This window comes from Pseudomonas sp. FSL R10-1339 (assembly GCF_009600545.1).
Taxonomy (GTDB): Bacteria; Pseudomonadota; Gammaproteobacteria; order Pseudomonadales; family Pseudomonadaceae; genus Aquipseudomonas; species Aquipseudomonas bubulae.
Map to the genome: position 1 here is coordinate 13,849 of NZ_WIVQ01000019.1, position 16,177 is coordinate 30,025.

Annotated in this window: 14 protein-coding genes and 1 pseudogene; 9 read left to right on the forward strand and 6 right to left on the reverse strand. The window is 56.0% G+C overall.

Going from position 1 to position 16,177, the window contains the following annotated elements:
* Positions 1 to 207, forward strand: coding sequence for an EAL domain-containing protein (locus tag GHO03_RS08580; RefSeq protein ID WP_095024668.1), 207 nt, complete (start codon positions 1 to 3; stop codon positions 205 to 207).
* On the opposite strand, the gene GHO03_RS08585 is transcribed toward GHO03_RS08580, so the two are convergent.
* Complete coding sequence (locus GHO03_RS08585) at positions 193 to 1,200, reverse strand: hypothetical protein (protein ID WP_095032298.1); 1,008 nt, start codon at positions 1,198 to 1,200, stop codon at positions 193 to 195. The genes GHO03_RS08580 and GHO03_RS08585 overlap by 15 nt on opposite strands.
* A 202-nt stretch (positions 1,201 to 1,402) precedes the next feature.
* On the opposite strand from GHO03_RS08585, the pseudogene GHO03_RS08595 reads away from it, so the two are divergent.
* From GHO03_RS08595 to GHO03_RS08605, 3 genes and pseudogenes are all read left to right on the forward strand, one after another.
* Positions 1,403 to 1,693: pseudogene (locus tag GHO03_RS08595) on the forward strand (GNAT family N-acetyltransferase); the annotation flags it as partial.
* Between the two features lie 520 nt (positions 1,694 to 2,213).
* On the forward strand, positions 2,214 to 2,405 hold the full coding sequence (locus tag GHO03_RS08600; protein ID WP_153399634.1) for an AbrB/MazE/SpoVT family DNA-binding domain-containing protein: 192 nt from the start codon (positions 2,214 to 2,216) through the stop codon (positions 2,403 to 2,405).
* Positions 2,406 to 2,447: 42 nt separating this feature from the next.
* Positions 2,448 to 3,281: a DUF4238 domain-containing protein gene (locus tag GHO03_RS08605; RefSeq protein ID WP_153399636.1), complete on the forward strand. Its 834-nt coding sequence runs from the start codon at positions 2,448 to 2,450 to the stop codon at positions 3,279 to 3,281.
* Between the two features lie 315 nt (positions 3,282 to 3,596).
* On the opposite strand, the gene GHO03_RS08610 is transcribed toward GHO03_RS08605, so the two are convergent.
* Positions 3,597 to 5,162, reverse strand: coding sequence for an alkaline phosphatase (locus GHO03_RS08610; RefSeq protein WP_153399638.1), 1,566 nt, complete (start codon positions 5,160 to 5,162; stop codon positions 3,597 to 3,599).
* A 182-nt stretch (positions 5,163 to 5,344) separates the two neighbouring features.
* Between GHO03_RS08610 and GHO03_RS08615 the strand changes: the two genes are divergently transcribed.
* Together GHO03_RS08615 and GHO03_RS08620 are read left to right on the forward strand one after the other, a co-directional pair.
* Positions 5,345 to 5,827, forward strand: coding sequence for a cupin domain-containing protein (locus GHO03_RS08615; protein ID WP_095019149.1), 483 nt, complete (start codon positions 5,345 to 5,347; stop codon positions 5,825 to 5,827).
* A 276-nt stretch (positions 5,828 to 6,103) separates the two neighbouring features.
* Positions 6,104 to 8,524 carry a glucose/quinate/shikimate family membrane-bound PQQ-dependent dehydrogenase gene (locus GHO03_RS08620; protein WP_138737977.1) on the forward strand — a complete coding sequence of 807 codons (2,421 nt, stop codon included), beginning with the start codon at positions 6,104 to 6,106 and terminating at the stop codon, positions 8,522 to 8,524.
* A gap of 329 nt (positions 8,525 to 8,853) precedes the next feature.
* On the opposite strand, the gene GHO03_RS08625 is transcribed toward GHO03_RS08620, so the two are convergent.
* Positions 8,854 to 10,419: a TerC family protein gene (locus GHO03_RS08625; RefSeq protein ID WP_153399639.1), complete on the reverse strand. Its 1,566-nt coding sequence runs from the start codon at positions 10,417 to 10,419 to the stop codon at positions 8,854 to 8,856.
* A 261-nt stretch (positions 10,420 to 10,680) separates the two neighbouring features.
* A complete protein-coding gene (locus tag GHO03_RS08630; protein ID WP_095019146.1) occupies positions 10,681 to 11,577 on the reverse strand; it encodes a LysR substrate-binding domain-containing protein in 897 nt (298 codons plus the stop codon).
* Between the two features lie 156 nt (positions 11,578 to 11,733).
* On the opposite strand from GHO03_RS08630, the gene GHO03_RS08635 reads away from it, so the two are divergent.
* Positions 11,734 to 13,035, forward strand: a complete 1,302-nt coding sequence (locus GHO03_RS08635; RefSeq protein ID WP_372241719.1) for an NAD(P)/FAD-dependent oxidoreductase — start codon at positions 11,734 to 11,736, stop codon at positions 13,033 to 13,035.
* A gap of 50 nt (positions 13,036 to 13,085) precedes the next feature.
* Positions 13,086 to 14,174, forward strand: a complete 1,089-nt coding sequence (locus GHO03_RS08640) for a polyamine ABC transporter substrate-binding protein (protein WP_095023382.1) — start codon at positions 13,086 to 13,088, stop codon at positions 14,172 to 14,174.
* Between the two features lie 3 nt (positions 14,175 to 14,177).
* Here GHO03_RS08640 and GHO03_RS08645 read toward each other — a convergent pair whose 3' ends face one another.
* Both GHO03_RS08645 and xerC read right to left on the reverse strand, forming a co-directional pair.
* Positions 14,178 to 14,375 carry a PLDc N-terminal domain-containing protein gene (locus tag GHO03_RS08645; protein ID WP_095000205.1) on the reverse strand — a complete coding sequence of 66 codons (198 nt, stop codon included), beginning with the start codon at positions 14,373 to 14,375 and terminating at the stop codon, positions 14,178 to 14,180.
* An 83-nt stretch (positions 14,376 to 14,458) separates the two neighbouring features.
* On the reverse strand, positions 14,459 to 15,427 hold the full coding sequence (xerC, locus tag GHO03_RS08650; protein WP_178110299.1) for a tyrosine recombinase XerC: 969 nt from the start codon (positions 15,425 to 15,427) through the stop codon (positions 14,459 to 14,461).
* 269 nt (positions 15,428 to 15,696) lie between these two features.
* Between xerC and GHO03_RS08655 the strand changes: the two genes are divergently transcribed.
* A complete protein-coding gene (locus tag GHO03_RS08655) occupies positions 15,697 to 16,173 on the forward strand; it encodes a hemerythrin domain-containing protein (RefSeq protein ID WP_095019143.1) in 477 nt (158 codons plus the stop codon).
* The last annotated feature ends 4 nt before the right edge of the window (positions 16,174 to 16,177 follow it).

Genomic DNA, 16,177 nt, shown 5'->3' on the forward strand with positions numbered 1-16,177 from the left:
ATGCCCGTGCAGGCAGTTGAAAAACTTGCCTGCACGGGAACAAAAGCTCTTCTGTTTACCCAGGTCGGCAATTGGGTGATCTCCCGAGTGTGCCAGCAAATCGCCGATTGGCAGCGGGCAGGTGAGGAGGGCATTCAAGTGACGGTCAACGTCTCCTGCCAGCAGACAGCTGATGAGACCTTCTCTAGATTCTCAGGTGACGAATGAGATTAATTTGACGACTCCCAGTTCGAATCTGAAAAGCCAATCAATAACGGGTTGTGCCAAATTACAATAGCTGTAGCTGCAGTTAAATTGCTGTATTGCTGGCGTCAAGTGATAGTGAGTTTGTACGAATAAGGGAGTGACCAGCAAAGCAATAGCAACACCCGCCACTGCATAAACCCTTGTCTTTAGCCAGCTACCACCAGCCAATCCAAATACTTCACCTATGAAAACCAAGATGCTTAAGATCAGACTAAAAATGGTCGTGGCCAACACAACAGGTACAACGACAGTATTATTTACTCTTCGCAAATCGTAGTGGGCAGTATCAAATTTCCTTACAAAGCCTTCATACATCCAGTTATCTTTGGGCAGCCCCCATGGTTGCTGCTTGACTTGCGCGTCAACTGCATCATTGAAGTACAGTGCCATAAGGTCTTTGCCTCTGGTCTTGTCCCCTGTCACGAAAAGGGGATCCTCAACCAAATAAAACATATTGACACTGAATAGCTTCGACTCAATTGTTCGAATGTTATCGCCGGAATATTCAGGGATGAGTACGTTTTTATAGCCGTTATCGCGCCACGCAAGACGCTGCACATAATAGGTGGAAATAGCGCGCTTGGTGGCGGCGGGGTACTTCTCAACCAAAGAAGTGCCAATATGAAATACCACAGCATTCTGGACGTTCCCCAAAACAAATCCAGATATTATGGCGGTAGCGATGATTGAACACAGGGTCTTTTCCAAATTAAACTCTAATTTAGACGCTACATATGCGGCAATCACAGCGCCAAGAATCGAAAAGGTAACAAAGCCACCCAAGTCTGATTTCTTGGACACTGACTGGCTCCAGTCATACATCCTTAGACTGAGCAACTCCTCGACGCCAGAGACAGCAGAGTGATCGCTAAGTGTGTGGATCAAGTGCAAATTAATAAGCATACCGAAAAGTGCAGCAACTGAAATTATAATTTTAGGCAGGGTTTTGATCATGCAATCTCAATCCTTAGTGATCGACTTGACTAGCGTGCTTATGGGTTTAGTGATTCTAGCAAGAATTGGCAGGTTTAATGGCGCTGTCGCGCTATCTCGATGACGGCGGCGTACCTATTTTGAAGGACGTCCTCATGCGCCTGTCGACTCAGCGGGCAAGTGAGATTGCGGAGCTGCTGCCGCATCAAAGGGTGCCCCGATATTTTATCGGGCTGAAACGAGTGGAGTTTGCTGTATCGGCAATGTCATCGTTGCCCAAGAGGCACGAGGTAAAGGTGTGGCGACCTTCATCGTGGAGACGATGACTGCTCTGGCGTTCGACCGCTATGACGCCACAGAGGTGCAGATCTCGTGCTTCAATGAAAATACAGCAGGCTTGCTGCTATATCCAAAACTAGGCTTCTTGCCCTTTGCTGTCGAAGAGAGAAGTTCTCTGGATAGTCGTAGATCAGCACTCATCCATATGACCCGCAGCAGAGCGGCCCGACCATAGCCTCACCTTGAAAGCCCGGTTAATGCGGCTGCTTTAGGTATTCAGCTCCCAACAGTCTCAATTGTGAGGCTCGGGGGGCTCTAGAGAATCTGCGGCTATTCAACGCCAGAATCGACTCGAAGTGGCAGACCAAGATGACGCCATCCAAATGAGCGTCTCGACTTTGGGCATAGGTATAGAAAGCCTGGATCGCAGGCAGATGTGCCGCCGCCGATGGTAAGCGAGGTGCCTGAGTTTGAGTTGGATGTAGATGAACAGAACGTGTCGGAACACGCTGACCTGAAGAAAAGCGGCAGTGAATCAGCTTCATCGGCAGCCACCTCATCGAAGTCTATGGTCCGTTGGGAGAGTGGACGTCAAAAGCGGATTCGTCGATTCAGTACCTTATGAACTTCATGAACATGATTTAACATAATATACATTATGCGAACCTTCGTATTGGGGCGTCAGGGTCAGTGGAGGCTGCTTTTCAACAGGCAGACAGGCATTATCGACCTCTGACCATCTTGGGATCAAAACCATGAACCGTGTACCAGGTACTGAAAACCAACGCTGGACTGTGACCTGCCAAGACGCTGCCGATGGCACTGGCGACATGATCGTGCCGTTGCCCGATGATCTGCTCAGCGAAATCGGCCTTGTCATTGGTGACACGCTGACCGTTGAAAAACAGCCTGACGGTTCGTTAACGCTAACGCCAATTCGGTCATAAGACTGATAACGTGAATCGACCAAGAATGGACATACGACTTATATGAGCGAACCGATCTACCACCATTATGTCTCGGCTGGATACCTGCGAGGTTTTGCGAAGTCCGGTAAGCACGATGTCGTTCACTGCGTTGATCTTGTTGTGAAAAAAGGATTTCCGCAAAGCGTAAAAAATGTCGCTGGTGAGGATCATTTCAACCGACTAGATGGTCACCCAGATCCCAATGTACTAGAGAGATCTTACGCCAATGAGGTCGAAGGACCTGGGATTGCAGCACTCACCAGAGTCGTTAATAGCTGTAGTTTTTCCAACAGCGCAGATCGTGAAGCAGTTCTGCTCCTTTTTTCGCTTTTTGCTGCGAGAAATCCACGAGACAGACAGCATTTGGAAAGCAGCATTGAGCCCCTCAACCAAATTCTAATGGCTTCAAAATCACGGGAAGGTTTACCCGCCCTAGAGATGAACAGCTCAAAGCATGCCTACTTTGAATTGGGGCTTATACGTGGAATTCATCAATGTTTACTAGAGCGCAAATGGCGTTTTCTGCAAACAAGCAATGGATCACCTGGGTTCATTACCTCCGATTATCCAGTAAATCTGGTAGCTCACCCTAATCGACCTGACGACGGATGGGGTTTGGGATTCGCACTAAAAGACGTGAGTGTTTTCATCCCTTTGAGCCAAAATATCGCCGTTCTAGGCGACTATGAGGCAAGCGAACGAGTAATACCGTTAGAAAGAAAAGAGGTTGCAGCCTTCAATAGTCGGATTATAGGCAACGCGACAAGACAAATTTATGCGCACAGCGATGCATTCGAATTTATAGGTTTGGACGGACGTTTATTAACGGGGAAGGATCTGCCTAAGGTGATCTAAATCCTGCCTTATTATAACCGTATGGAATAGCTATACTAAATGGTTGTTTAGTTTAGTTATAATAGGAGTTTTTGAATATCCGAACAAAACGCCCGTCCCGCCCGGTAAGTATCCCTCTGAAACCTGGCTGGCAAATCGACCTGATGCCCAGACCGAACAACGGCGAATCAAGCCGGTTCGAGCATTTATCCTCCCCCTGCTTACCCCTCCGGACTGCTACTGCCGCATGGTGAAATGCCCGCTCCGACAGGCTCAGCGGATCAGGACTACCCTCCACTCGCCCGGATTTACGACTGGCTCCACTCTTAAGCCTGCCTAGACCTCATGCCCGAAAGGCTTCAACTGCTGCTCAAACACCGCTACACCGCCCAGGTCGCGAAGGGTTACCGTGAGACTCTTGTCACGAGCATCAATGTTGACCTCGCCGAAGAACTGCAGCCCTGCCAGGGGCGAGATGTTCGGTTCAGTCGGTGCCTTCTCGAAGACCACCTGCGGGCCAAAGGTCATGTCCAGAGCACAAGACGGAAAACTGCCCGCATTTAAAGGTCCGGCGACAAATTCCCAGAACGGCTCAAATTGCTGGAACGCTGCTCGATCAGGATGATAGTGGTGAGCTGCACAGTAGTGCACATCGGCAGTTAGCCACACAACATCACGGACCTGTCGTTGGCGCAGGAAATCCAGTAACTCGCCAATCTCCATTTCTCGTCCCAACGGTTTGCCATTGTCGCCGTTGGCTATTGCCTCCCAGCGCGGTACTCCGGGCGACATTTCGCCATCCGCCACGGCCAGGCTAAGCGGCATATCGGCAGCGATCACTTTCCACTGGGCCGTTGAATGTGCCAGCGCCTGCTTGAGCCAGTCGAGTTGCGTACGCCCGAGAAACGCCGTCTGTGGGCCCGGGACAGCGGACAAGTTGGCGTCATTGCTCCCTCGGTAACTGCGCATGTCCAGCACAAAGAGCTCCAGTAAAGGTCCATAAGGGAGGCTCCGGTAGATGCGACCGCCCTTATCGCCAGGCTGAGGACGCATCGGGGAGTACTCGAGCCAGGCTTGCCGTGCCGGACCGAGCAGATCCCTGATGGCGGCACTGCCATAGCGTGAGTCAAGCTGTTTGCCTGACGACCAGTTGTTGGTCGTTTCATGGTCGTCCCACTGCCATATCTGCGGCACCTCGGCATTAAACCGCCGCACGTTCTCGTCCATCAGGTTGTATCGGTAGTTACCCCGGAAGTCGTCGACAGTCACCGCGACATGGCTTTTGGCTTCAGTGGTCAGGTTGCGCCAGACGCGACCATTTTCCACGACCTGTTGGGCCGGAACCGGGCCGTCTGCGTAGATAGTGTCGCCACTGTGCAAGAAAAAATCCGGCAAGCGTCGACGCATGGCGTCGTAGATGCGCATGCCGCCTATGTCAGGGTTGATGCCGAACCCTTGACCGACCGTATCACCACTCCATACAAAACGAATGTCCCGCGGCTGCCCTGGCACACTGCGCAGGTGCCCGAACCACGGTTCGCCCGCTGTTCCGGTGCGGGCGTCCTCGAACCAGGCGCGATAAAAGATGGATTGATCGGCGGGCAGCCCTCTGAGTTCCACCCGGGCGGTGTAGTCAGTGCCTGCATGTGCCTGCGCCGAAGCGGCGCGCCGGGGCTGAGCAAAAGTGCTGGTGGTGTCCCACTCAACCACCAGTTTGGCTGGCCGGTCACTACGGCTCCAGACCATCGCGCGGTCACCCAGTAGATCCCCGGATTGCACGCCATCTGTCATCTGGGGACTGTCCTGGACATTCGCCAGAATAGCCGGCGCGAGGCTGGGCAACACAAGTCCCGCAGAAAGCGTTTGGATCAGGCTGCGACGGCGGACTGGAAACTGTGACATGGATGATCTTCTCGAGTGGAAGGAGTCACTATTTAAGCCCCTGCCAATGACAGCCATGTTTCAGAGCAGCACAGCCACGTGCCGGCTATGCTGGATGTCTGATGGCACTTTCAGGCAGTGCAGATTGCCAAGGCGGTTGCACTGCCCCTCTGTGTTTGGCTGTTGATCTTGAGGGACGCACCATGATCCGCCCCACTGAGCAAGGCCCGATCAATGCTTGCGATGCAGCGCAGAGAACCCGCCCCAGCAACTACCCCGAGCCCTTCGCGTCCCTGATGCAGGGCCGCACCAAACGGCCTCTGGGTGATCTGTTCAACTTGAAGAATTTTGGCGTCAACCTTGTACACCTGCCGCCAGGCAGTCTCTCCGCCCTTCATCACTCGCACTCATTACAGGACGAATTTATCTATGTCCTGGAGGGTCATCCGACCTTGTTCAGAGGTGATGAAAGCGTGCAACTGGCTCCGGGGATGATTGCGGGCTTCCCCGCCAAAGGGCTTGCCCACCATCTGGAGAATAAAACTGACACCCTCTGCGTGGTTCTTGAAGTAGGCGACCGTAGTGTCGGAGATAGCGTGACTTACCCGTCAGACGATATACAGGCGGTGACGGCAGTCGACGGCACATGGCACTTCGTCCATAAAGATGGCAGCCCCTATGGCTGAAGGGCATCTGCGCGCCCTTTGCCCTCCCCCTGACATCCCCTCTTATCGGACTCTCGACACTGACAATTTGTCGCAGGCCCGGGTTTTTGTTAAAGTTATAAAACTAACCGTTTAGTACATAACTGTTTCGGACGTTTCCCGGTCTGTCGACCTGGCCTGTTCAAGGCCTCGACGACGTGCAGAAACGCCGACACGTCTGCGCCTGCCTTGCAAGCCGCTACAGTTAAACGCTATGCCCTCCTCCCAACCGTTCATGCATCAATAGGGTCATGCACAATGAATAACGCTCAACCTTCGGCAGCCGCAAGCCGTTGGCCCATCTGGGTCGCCGCTTTAGGCGTGCTGGTTTTCGGTTTGCTCTATGTCGCCGGTGGCGGCTACCTGGCCACGCTCGGTGGTAGCCTGTACTTCCTGCTTGCAGGCCTGGGTATGGTCGCTTCGTCCGTGTTGCTGTTCAAGCGACGCCTGGCTGGTGCCTGGCTGTTTGCTGCCATCATGCTCGCCAGTGTTATCTGGGCCCTGGCGGATGCCGGGCTGGTGTTCTGGCCGCTGGTTTCACGTCTGTTTGCCCTGGCTGTGCTCAGCCTGGTCGTGGCGCTGGCTTACCCTTCGCTGCGCAAGGCCAATGGCCTGAGCGGCAACGCCGGTTATGCGCTGGGTGCAGTGCTGGCCGTGGCCATCGCCGCCGGCTTCTGGGGGATGTTCCAGCCTCACGCCTCGATCGCACCGACCGGTGACGGCCCGGGCCTGACCAAGGTTGACCCGGCCAAAGCCCAGAAAGACTGGGCACACTACGGCAATGACGAAGGTGGCAGCCGCTTTGCTGCTCTGGATCAGATCAACCGTAGCAACGTGTCCAAGCTGGTACCGGCCTGGACCTACCAGACCGGCGATGTGGCCATCAGTGATGGCAATGGCGCAGAAGACCAGATGACCCCGCTGCAAGTGGGCGACAAAGTGTTTATCTGTACGCCACACAACAACCTGATCGCGCTGGACGCCGATACCGGTAAAGAGTTGTGGAAGAACAACATCAATGCCAAGGCCGCCGTCTGGCAGCGTTGCCGTGGCCTGGCGTACTTTGATGCCAGCGCCCCAGTCGCAGCACCCACCGATGGCAGCACCCCGGCCGCAGCCGTCACCGTTGCCCCGGGCGCGGCGTGCCAGCGTCGCCTGCTGACCAATACCATCGATGCACGCCTGATCGCGGTAGATGCCGACACCGGCCAGTTCTGCCCGGATTTCGGCAGCAATGGCCAGGTTGATCTCAAGGCCGGCCTGGGCAATGTGCCCGACTCCTACTACCAGTTGTCGTCGGCACCGTTGATGGCAGGTACCACGGTGGTGGTTGGCGGTCGCGTGGCTGACAACGTCCAGACCGATATGCCAGGTGGCGTGATCCGTGGTTTCGACGTAGTGACCGGCGCCATGCGCTGGGCCTTCGACCCGGGCAACCCGCAGGACAAGCAAGCACCGGCAGAAGGCAAGACCTACGTTCGCAGCACGCCGAACAGCTGGGCACCGATGTCCTATGACCCGCTGATGAACACCGTATTCTTGCCGATGGGCAGCTCGTCCACCGACATCTATGGTGTCGAACGTACCGAGCTGAACCACAAGTACGGTGCATCGGTACTGGCACTGAACGCCACCACTGGTGAAGAAAAATGGGTGTATCAGACCGTCCACAATGACTTGTGGGACTTCGATCTGCCGATGCAGCCAAGCCTGATCGACTTCGCCAAAGCGGACGGCAGCAAGGTCCCAGCGGTAGTGATCGGCACCAAGGCCGGGCAGATTTTTGTCCTCGATCGCCACACCGGCCAGCCGCTGACCAAGGTTGAAGAAGTACCGGTCAAGGCCTCGAACATTCCGGACGAGCCCTACTCGCTGACCCAGCCAAAATCCGTGGGCATGCCACAGATTGGTGCGCAGACCCTGACTGAATCGGACATGTGGGGTGCAACCCCGTTTGATCAGATGCTGTGCCGTATTTCCTTCAAGAAGATGCGTTACGAAGGTCTGTACACCGCGCCGGGCACTGATGTGTCGTTGAGCTTCCCGGGTTCGCTGGGTGGCATGAACTGGGGCAGCCTGTCGACTGACCCTGTACACGGCTTTATTTTCGTCAACGACATGCGCCTGGGCTTGTGGGTGCAGATGGTTCCGCAGCAAAAAGACGCCAAGGCCTCTTCTGGCGGTGAAGCGCTGAACACCGGCATGGGTGCCGTACCGCTCAAGGGCACGCCTTATGCGGTGAACAAAAACCGCTTCCTGTCGGTAGCCGGTATTCCGTGCCAGGCCCCGCCTTTCGGTACGCTGACCGCCATTGACATGAAGACTCAGAAGGTCGCCTGGCAAGTACCGGTCGGTACCGTGCAGGACACCGGCCCGATGGGGATCAAGATGGGTCTGCAACTGCCGATCGGCATGCCGACATTGGGCGGTACCCTGTCGACACAAGGTGGCCTGGTGTTCATCGCTGGCACTCAAGACTTCTACCTGCGCGCTTTTAACTCGGCCAACGGTGAAGAAGCCTGGAAAGCCCGTTTGCCTGTTGGCAGCCAGGGCGGTCCGATGACCTTTGTTTCGCCTAAAACCGGCAAGCAATACATCGTGATCACCGCTGGTGGTGCCCGTCAGTCGCCGGATCGCGGTGACTACGTGATCGCTTACGCACTGCCTGACAGCAACTAAGCACTGCCCTCCCCTGTGGGATCGGGCTTGCTCGCGATAGCAGCGCCTCGATCCTTCAGACAGACCGGGTTGCCTGCATCGCGGGCAAGCCCGGCTCCCACACTGACCGCGCTAACTTTTTACTATGGGAGCGGGCTTGCTCGCGATAGCAGCGCCACGATCCTTCAGACAGACCGGGCTGCCTGCATCGCGGGCAAGCCCGGCTCCCACACTGACCGCGCTAACCTTTTACTGTGGGAGCGGGCTTGCTCGCGATAGTAGCGCCTCGGTCCTTCAGACAGACCGGGTTGCCTGAATCGCGGGCAAGCCCGGTTCCCACACTGACCGCGCTAACTTTTTACTGTGGGAGCGGATTTGCTCAGCAACACCCGCGTCACCCTCCGCTCTTCTACCTCGACTACGGTCAAGGTCCAGCCTTCCCACGTCAGCTTGTCGCCAATCATCGGCAGACGATCCAGTAAACTCATGACCATACCTGCAAGTGTCTGATAGTCATCCGTGGCCTTGGCTGCAAAACCGATGTGCTGGCGAATCTGGCTCAGGTTCAAGGCGCCGCTGACCAGATAACCCTCCTCCTGGGCAACGATATTGGGCCCCTCTATCTCGCTGGCATCCGGCAGTTCACCAGCGATCGACTCAAGAATGTCAGTCATGGTCAGCAGGCCGATGAAGTCACCGAACTCGTTGATGACAAACGCAATGTGCGTCGACTCTTTACGCATCTGTTCCAGAGCGTTGAGAATCGTGAAGCTGTCCAGCAGATTGATGGCCTTGCGCGCCATCGCCTCCAGATCCGGTTCATGCCCCGCCAGCAGCTCCTTGAGCAGCTCCTTTTTATGCACAAAGCCCAAGGGTTCATCTACCCGGCCATCCCGGATCAGGGGCAGCCGGGAGTACGATGAATGCATCAGCTTTGTACGGATGGTCTCTGCCGAATCAGCCAGATCGATATGATCGATCTCGGCACGGGGCGTCATCACCGTGCGAATCGACCGTTCCGCCAGTTGCAATACGCCACTGATCATCACGCGCTCGCGTCGATGGAAGACGTTCTGCTGACTGCCACCGTCAAGCATGTCGGCAATCTCTTCGCCCACTTCATCAGCACTCAGGGTGCGTCCGCCAAGCAAGCGCATCACCGCATGGGCGGTGCGCTCGCGCATGGGCCGCAGGCCCTGCACGCTTTTCTTGCGGCGCGCACGGGCAATCTGGTTGAGTACTTCGATCAGGATCGAGAAGCCGATGGCGGCGTACAGATAACCTTTCGGGATATGAAAGCCCAGGCCCTCGGCAGTCAGGCTGAAGCCGATCATCATCAAGAAGCCCAGGCACAGCATGATCACCGTAGGGTGACTGTTGACGAAGTGGGTCAACGGTTTGCTGGCGATGATCATCAGGCCGATCGAGAACACCACGGCGATCATCATCACCGACAGATGTTCAACCATGCCTACCGCGGTAATCACTGCGTCCAGGGAAAACACCGCGTCTAGCACGACAATCTGCGCCACAATCGGCCAGAACATGGCATAGCCCAGCGCCGATGAGCGCTCGGCCACATGCCCTTCCAGGCGCTCATGCAACTCCATCGTGGCCTTGAACAACAGGAACAAGCCGCCGAACAGCATGATCAGGTCGCGCCCCGAGAACGCTTTGTCGAAGACTTCGAACAAAGGCTGCGTCAGCGTGACCATCCACGAGATGCTGGCCAGCAGGCCCAGGCGCATGACCAGGGCCAGCGTCAGGCCGATGACCCGGGCACGGTCGCGCTGCTCCGGCGGCAGTTTGTCGGCGAGGATGGCGAGAAACACCAGGTTATCAATACCCAGTACCAGTTCCAGCACAATCAGGGTCAACAGGCCGAGCCAGGCCGTGGGATCTGCAATCCATTCCATAGGTATCAGTCAATCTCACGAAGGTGCTGGGTTAACGGCGAGCGCGCACAGACAAGCGCATCAGCAGAGGTGCTGGCGCAAAATAGAGGGCGGGGAATGGGTAACACGTGCTCGATTGCGAGGATCAAGCCTGGGGCAAGCGCAGATTCAAAACTGCGACTGGGTGGTTCCTGAAGGGTGTTCATACAAGCCTTTAGTGAATTGGGGATGCAATCCTACAGCGATTAAACTCATTTCCTGTTAGCGGACTTATTACAAAATTTAACAAGTTCTCCCTCCTCCGCCTTGCTCGACCTGACTGGCGAACCATTGCAGCACCGCCGGACACGCCGGATGCAAGTCTGCAGCAGGTTGCAGGCACAACGAATAGTTACCACCGGTTTTCAACGGTTCACCAAACGGAATCACCAGTGCCCCGCGTTGAATGGACTCCGCCGCCAGGGTCATGTCCGTGACCGCCACCCCCAAGCCACGCGCGGCAGCATCGAGGGCCAGCTCATCGAGATTGAACGGGATATGCCGATAGCTGTGCAGCGGCTTGCCGTCATTGGCGGCTAGCCAGTCGTGCCAGGCTTGCTGGTCGGCCGAGCGATGCAACAGCGCAAAGCGCAGCAGATCTTCCATCGACGCCAGCGGCCCCAGGCTGGGTGCACACACTGGCACCAGAGCCTCATCGAATAAAGCCATGCAGGCCGGGTCAGTGGAGGGTCGGGGCAAGTACAGGATGTAGGCATCGCTGTCGCTGGCCGGTTCGACAACCTCGGTGGCGACCGTTTCAATCGACAAGGCTATGTCCGGGTGCTGCAAGTAAAAGTCACTGAGTTTGGGCAGTAACCAGCGCACGGCCAGCGATACATGCATGCGGATACGGAACGGTCGCTTTTGCGGCGACAAACGATCTTCCAGCAGCTTTAACTGTTCAAGAATGCCGCGGGCACTGGCCAGCACCTGTTCGCCTTCGACGGTCATGCGCACGCTGCGACTGGTTCTGACAAACAACGTCACACCAAAGTGAGCTTCCAGTTGCTGGATTTTCCGGCTGATAGCGCTTTGGGTCAGACACAGCGTCTGCGCCGCCTGTGTGAAGCTGCCCGATTCAGCCACCTCTACCAGTGCCTGCAAACCCTGCAACGAGGGTACGTGACGAACCTTATCCATGTGTTTTTTGCATCAATCAATGAATTAATAGCGTTGGTTATATCACTTGGTACCGCCTAAATTCCATTCATAACCAGCGCCAGCAACGGCCAGCCATGCAATTAGCGCATGTATTCAAAGGCCGGGCAGCCCCCTGACCGGCAAATGAGGTGAAACGTGAAGAATGAATGTGGCTGGATTGCCCTGGCAGGAAGCTCCCCCCTCCGTGATCACCTCAAAGGCATCGAGAAAGCCGACTGGTTGATTATCGGTGCGGGCATTACCGGCCTCAGTGCGGCCCATTCCCTGGCGCAATTGCACCCGCAAGCTCGCATTCTGATTGTCGACAGGCAACGTGCAGCCCAAGGTGCATCGGCACGCAACTCCGGTTACGCGGTGGCCCATGAAAACCCGGCGGATGACGAGCTGATCGGCAAGGGTGGATTTGCCGGCTATGCCGTGGACTCGACAATCGGCCAGGCGGCCGGTGATGAAGTACGCATGCGCATTGCGCGCCACGGCATCGACTGCGAGTACCGGGATTCGGGTTACTACTTCGCCGTCAACGACCCGGGCAAATTGACCCAGGTTGAGGCCAAGCTCAAGACCCTGCATGCAGTCGGCGCATCTGCACACTTTCTGGAAGGCGCGCAACTGGCGCAGACACTCGGCACCCGCCATTACCAGGCGGCCATCTGGTGCGGCAATGGCAATGCGTTGTTGCAGCCGGCGAAATACGTCAAGGGTCTGCTGGATGCCTTGCCGGCCAATGTCAGCCTTTTTGAAAACACCGACATCATCGGGCTTGAACGCCTGAGTGGCGGACGCATTCGGGCCAAGGGTATCCAGGGCAGCATTGAAGCCGCACAGGTACTGGTATGCCTGAATGCCTTTATCCCCCGCGCCGGGATCGACAACAGCGCAACCTTCCCGATGGAGCTCAGCGCCAGCCTCACCCGCCCCCTGAGCGACAAGGAGTATCAGGCCATCGGCAGTGTCGAGCCCTGGGGCGTGCTGTCGACGAGGCCGCTGGGCGCGACGGTGCGACTGACTCCGGATCGGCGGGTAATGATCCGCAATACCGCGGAATACCGTACGCGCGATTTGTCCGGCAGTGACTTGTCACTGCGTCGAAAACACCATGCACTGGGCCTGCAACGTCGCTTCCCCGGGCTCGGTGAGCAAGACATCCGCTACACCTGGACCGGCCATCTGAGCGCTACCCGCAGTGGCCAGCCGTACTTTGCCAAGGTCGAGGAAGGCATCTATGCCGTGGCGGGCTGCAATGGCTCCGGGGTTGCTCGCGGCACGCTGTGGGGCCGTCTGCTCGCAGAGCTGGCCTGTGGCGCCAGCTCGTCCCTGCTGCAGTCGGTCATGGACAGAGCGCAGCCGGGCTGGTTGCCGCCACGGCCATTTTTTGACGTCGGTGCAGCGCTGCGCATGCGCATGGAAGCCCTCAGAGCCAAAACAGAAATCTGAACACTCTCACACCACAAAAGAATAAAAGCTCCTTGAAAAGGTGATTGAACATGAACATCAGCCCGGTTTCCCTTGCGGTCATGCTCGCAGCGTTTTCGGCCGTCAGCCACGCCGACGAGAGCGTGAATATTTCCAACTGGAACGGCTATATTGCCGACGACACCCTGACCACCTTCACCAAGGAAACAGGGATCAAGGCGACCTACGATATTCACGACAGCAACGAAGTGCTGGAATCCAAGTTGATGACCGGTAATACCGGCTATGACGTGGTCAGCCCTTCGAACCACTTTATGTCCCGCCTGATCAAGGCCGGTGCCATCCAGAAACTGGACAGGAGCCAGTTGCCAAACTGGAAGAACCTGGACCCGGTGTTAATGAACAAACTGGAAGCCAACGATCCCGGCAATCAGTACGGCTACCCCTACATGTGGGGCACGGCGGGGATCGGCTACAACGTCGAGAAGATCAAGGCGATTTTTGGTACCACGGATGTCACCCGCTCCTGGAGCCTGTTTTTCGATGAAAACAACATCAAAAAACTGAGCCAGTGCGGTGTGGCGATTATCGATAATCCGACGCAAGTGTTGCCGATCACTCTCAACTATCTGGGCTTGCCGCACCATAGTCATGAGCCTGAGGACTACAAGAAAGCCGAAGCGGCGCTGCTGAAAATACGACCTTATGTTCAGTATTTTCATGCATCCAAATACATCAGTGATCTGGCCAACGGCAATATCTGTGCGGTCATCGGCTTCAACGGTGATGTGGTACAGGCTGCGGCAAGTGCGCGGGAAGCCGGGAACGGGATCGACATTGCGTATTCGATCCCAAAGGAAGGTTCGACGTTATGGCTGGACATGGTGGTCATGCCCAAGAGCGCGCCCCATGAAAAAAATGCCTACACCTACATGAACTACCTGCTGACCCCGCAAGTGATTGCCACTATCAGCAACCATATCCACTACGCCAACCCCAACCAGGCGGCAGACCCGTACCTGGCGCCGGACGTGAAACAGGACCCGGCGATCTACCCGTCCAGTGAAGTGATCGACACCCTGTTCACCGTGGAAGACCTGCCGGCCAAAATCGCCCGCCTGAGCACCCGTTTGTGGACCAAGCTCAAGACCAATACGTGATATTCAATGGTGTGTGCTCGGCTGCCTTGGCCCGGCAACCAGCCACGCCAGCATGCCCAGCAACGGCGCGAAGATGATAATGGCAATCCACATCAGCCGGCTGCTTGACCGTGCCCCGCTTTTCATCACCCCGCGGATTGCCCAGAGCTCCAGCAGCACCAGAATAATTGCCAGTACCACCCATATGGTTTCGATTTGCATGCGCGACCTCCTGTGGTTGTTAAACGTTAGGCGGGGAGATGGCGCGAGGGTTCATTAATTCTTAAAACCGCCAGCCCTTGCGCTTACAACAGGAAGCGGTCGGTCACATTGCGCCGCTCGTTGTCATCGCGCACGTCATAGCTGACGGTGGTGGCAATGTTGGCGTGGTGCGCCAGCTTCTGTGCGATCGACACGTCGTACTCTTCAATCACCCGGGTAATGAACGAGCGACGAAAATCATGGGGCATGATGTCGACCCCTACCTGCCTGCCCCGCTGCTTGGCGATGTAATAGATCGCATGTTTGGTCAGGCGATCACGAGTGATGTGGTTGCCGCGGCGGATGCGATTGAACAAAAAGGTGTCATCACTGACCCCGTCCGGCAGGTTCGCCCGGCGGAACGCCAGCCACTCTTCCAGTTTTTCGAAAGCCCAGGCCGGTGCAAACTTGATCAGTTCCTTGTTGCCCTTGCCCAGCACCTGCAAGCTGCGCTGTTCTACATCGACCTGCCACAGGTCCATATTCACCGACTCGGACTTGCGCATCCCCGAGCCATACAGAATTGCGATGATCGCCGCGTCCCTGAGCCCTTGCGGACGGGGGTCTGCGGCACAGACGTCCATCAGCTCGCGAATCAGATTGCGCCGCAGGTTACGCCCCTTGACCAGCCGCGAACCGCCTCCCGCCTTGACTGCGCGTATCTTGAGCAAATGATCCTGAGTGATCAGGTTTTGTTGCCAGGCCTGATTCATCACGCCGCGAATGGCGTTGACATAGAGCGATGAGGTATTTGGCGCGTAACCGTCTTCACGCAACGCCGCCACCAGTGCGGTGATATGCCCCGGTTGCAGTTGATGCCAGGGGAATTCATCAATCGCCACGTCTTCAGCGCCCAGGCGGTCTGCCGCTTCCTGCAAGACATAACGCATGGTCTGGCGGCTGGACGGCGCCAGCCGCTGAAGATAAAGCGCCACAGGCGTTTGCACCGGGTTTAACACCAAGGAAGAAAGCGGCGGTAGCGGGGAGTCAATCGTAGACAAAACCAATCTCATTACAGGCAGAAACAGTTCGCAATATACCCCATGCGGCGGGGATTTCCGCGTTTAGCGCATTAACGCCAACCTACTCGCGAATTGCATGACCTGGGCGCGGCATACATGCATTCTGCACGAATAGAAACGTCAGCTTTAAAACTTAACTAATTGATTTTTATTAATTTTATATCGTCCGTTCAAGTTGGTACAGCTAATGCAATATTCACCCCTGAGGGTCGCATGCATAAAGGCCCATCCCTATCCGTGAAAGAGACAGGTGAGTGAATATGAATGCCATCGATTTGCTGTTGGAAGACCACAAACGAGTCAAGGCCATCTTGAGCCAGCTCAGCGACTCCACCGAGCGCGCCGTGAAAAAACGCACTGAACTGCTCAACAAACTGGAAATGGAAATTACTATCCACACCCGCCTTGAAGAGGAAATCCTCTACCCGGTCTTCAAGAAAGCCGGTGGTAAAGAGCAAGCCGTCATGTACCACGAAGCGAAGGAAGAACACCGCACTGTGGACTCCCTGGTATTGCCTGACCTTAAGAAAACTGCCCCCGATTCTCTGGAATTCTCCGGTCGTGCAAAGGTGGTCAAGGAACTCCTCGAGCACCATATCGAAGAGGAAGAAACCGAGATGTTTCCCCAGGCCCGCAAGTTGCTCGGTAAAGCGGTGCTCGATGAGCTGGGAAAACAGATGGAAGCGATGAAAGCCGAATACAAAAAGTCCCTGAACAGCAAGCCCCTGGCGGCGTGATGGC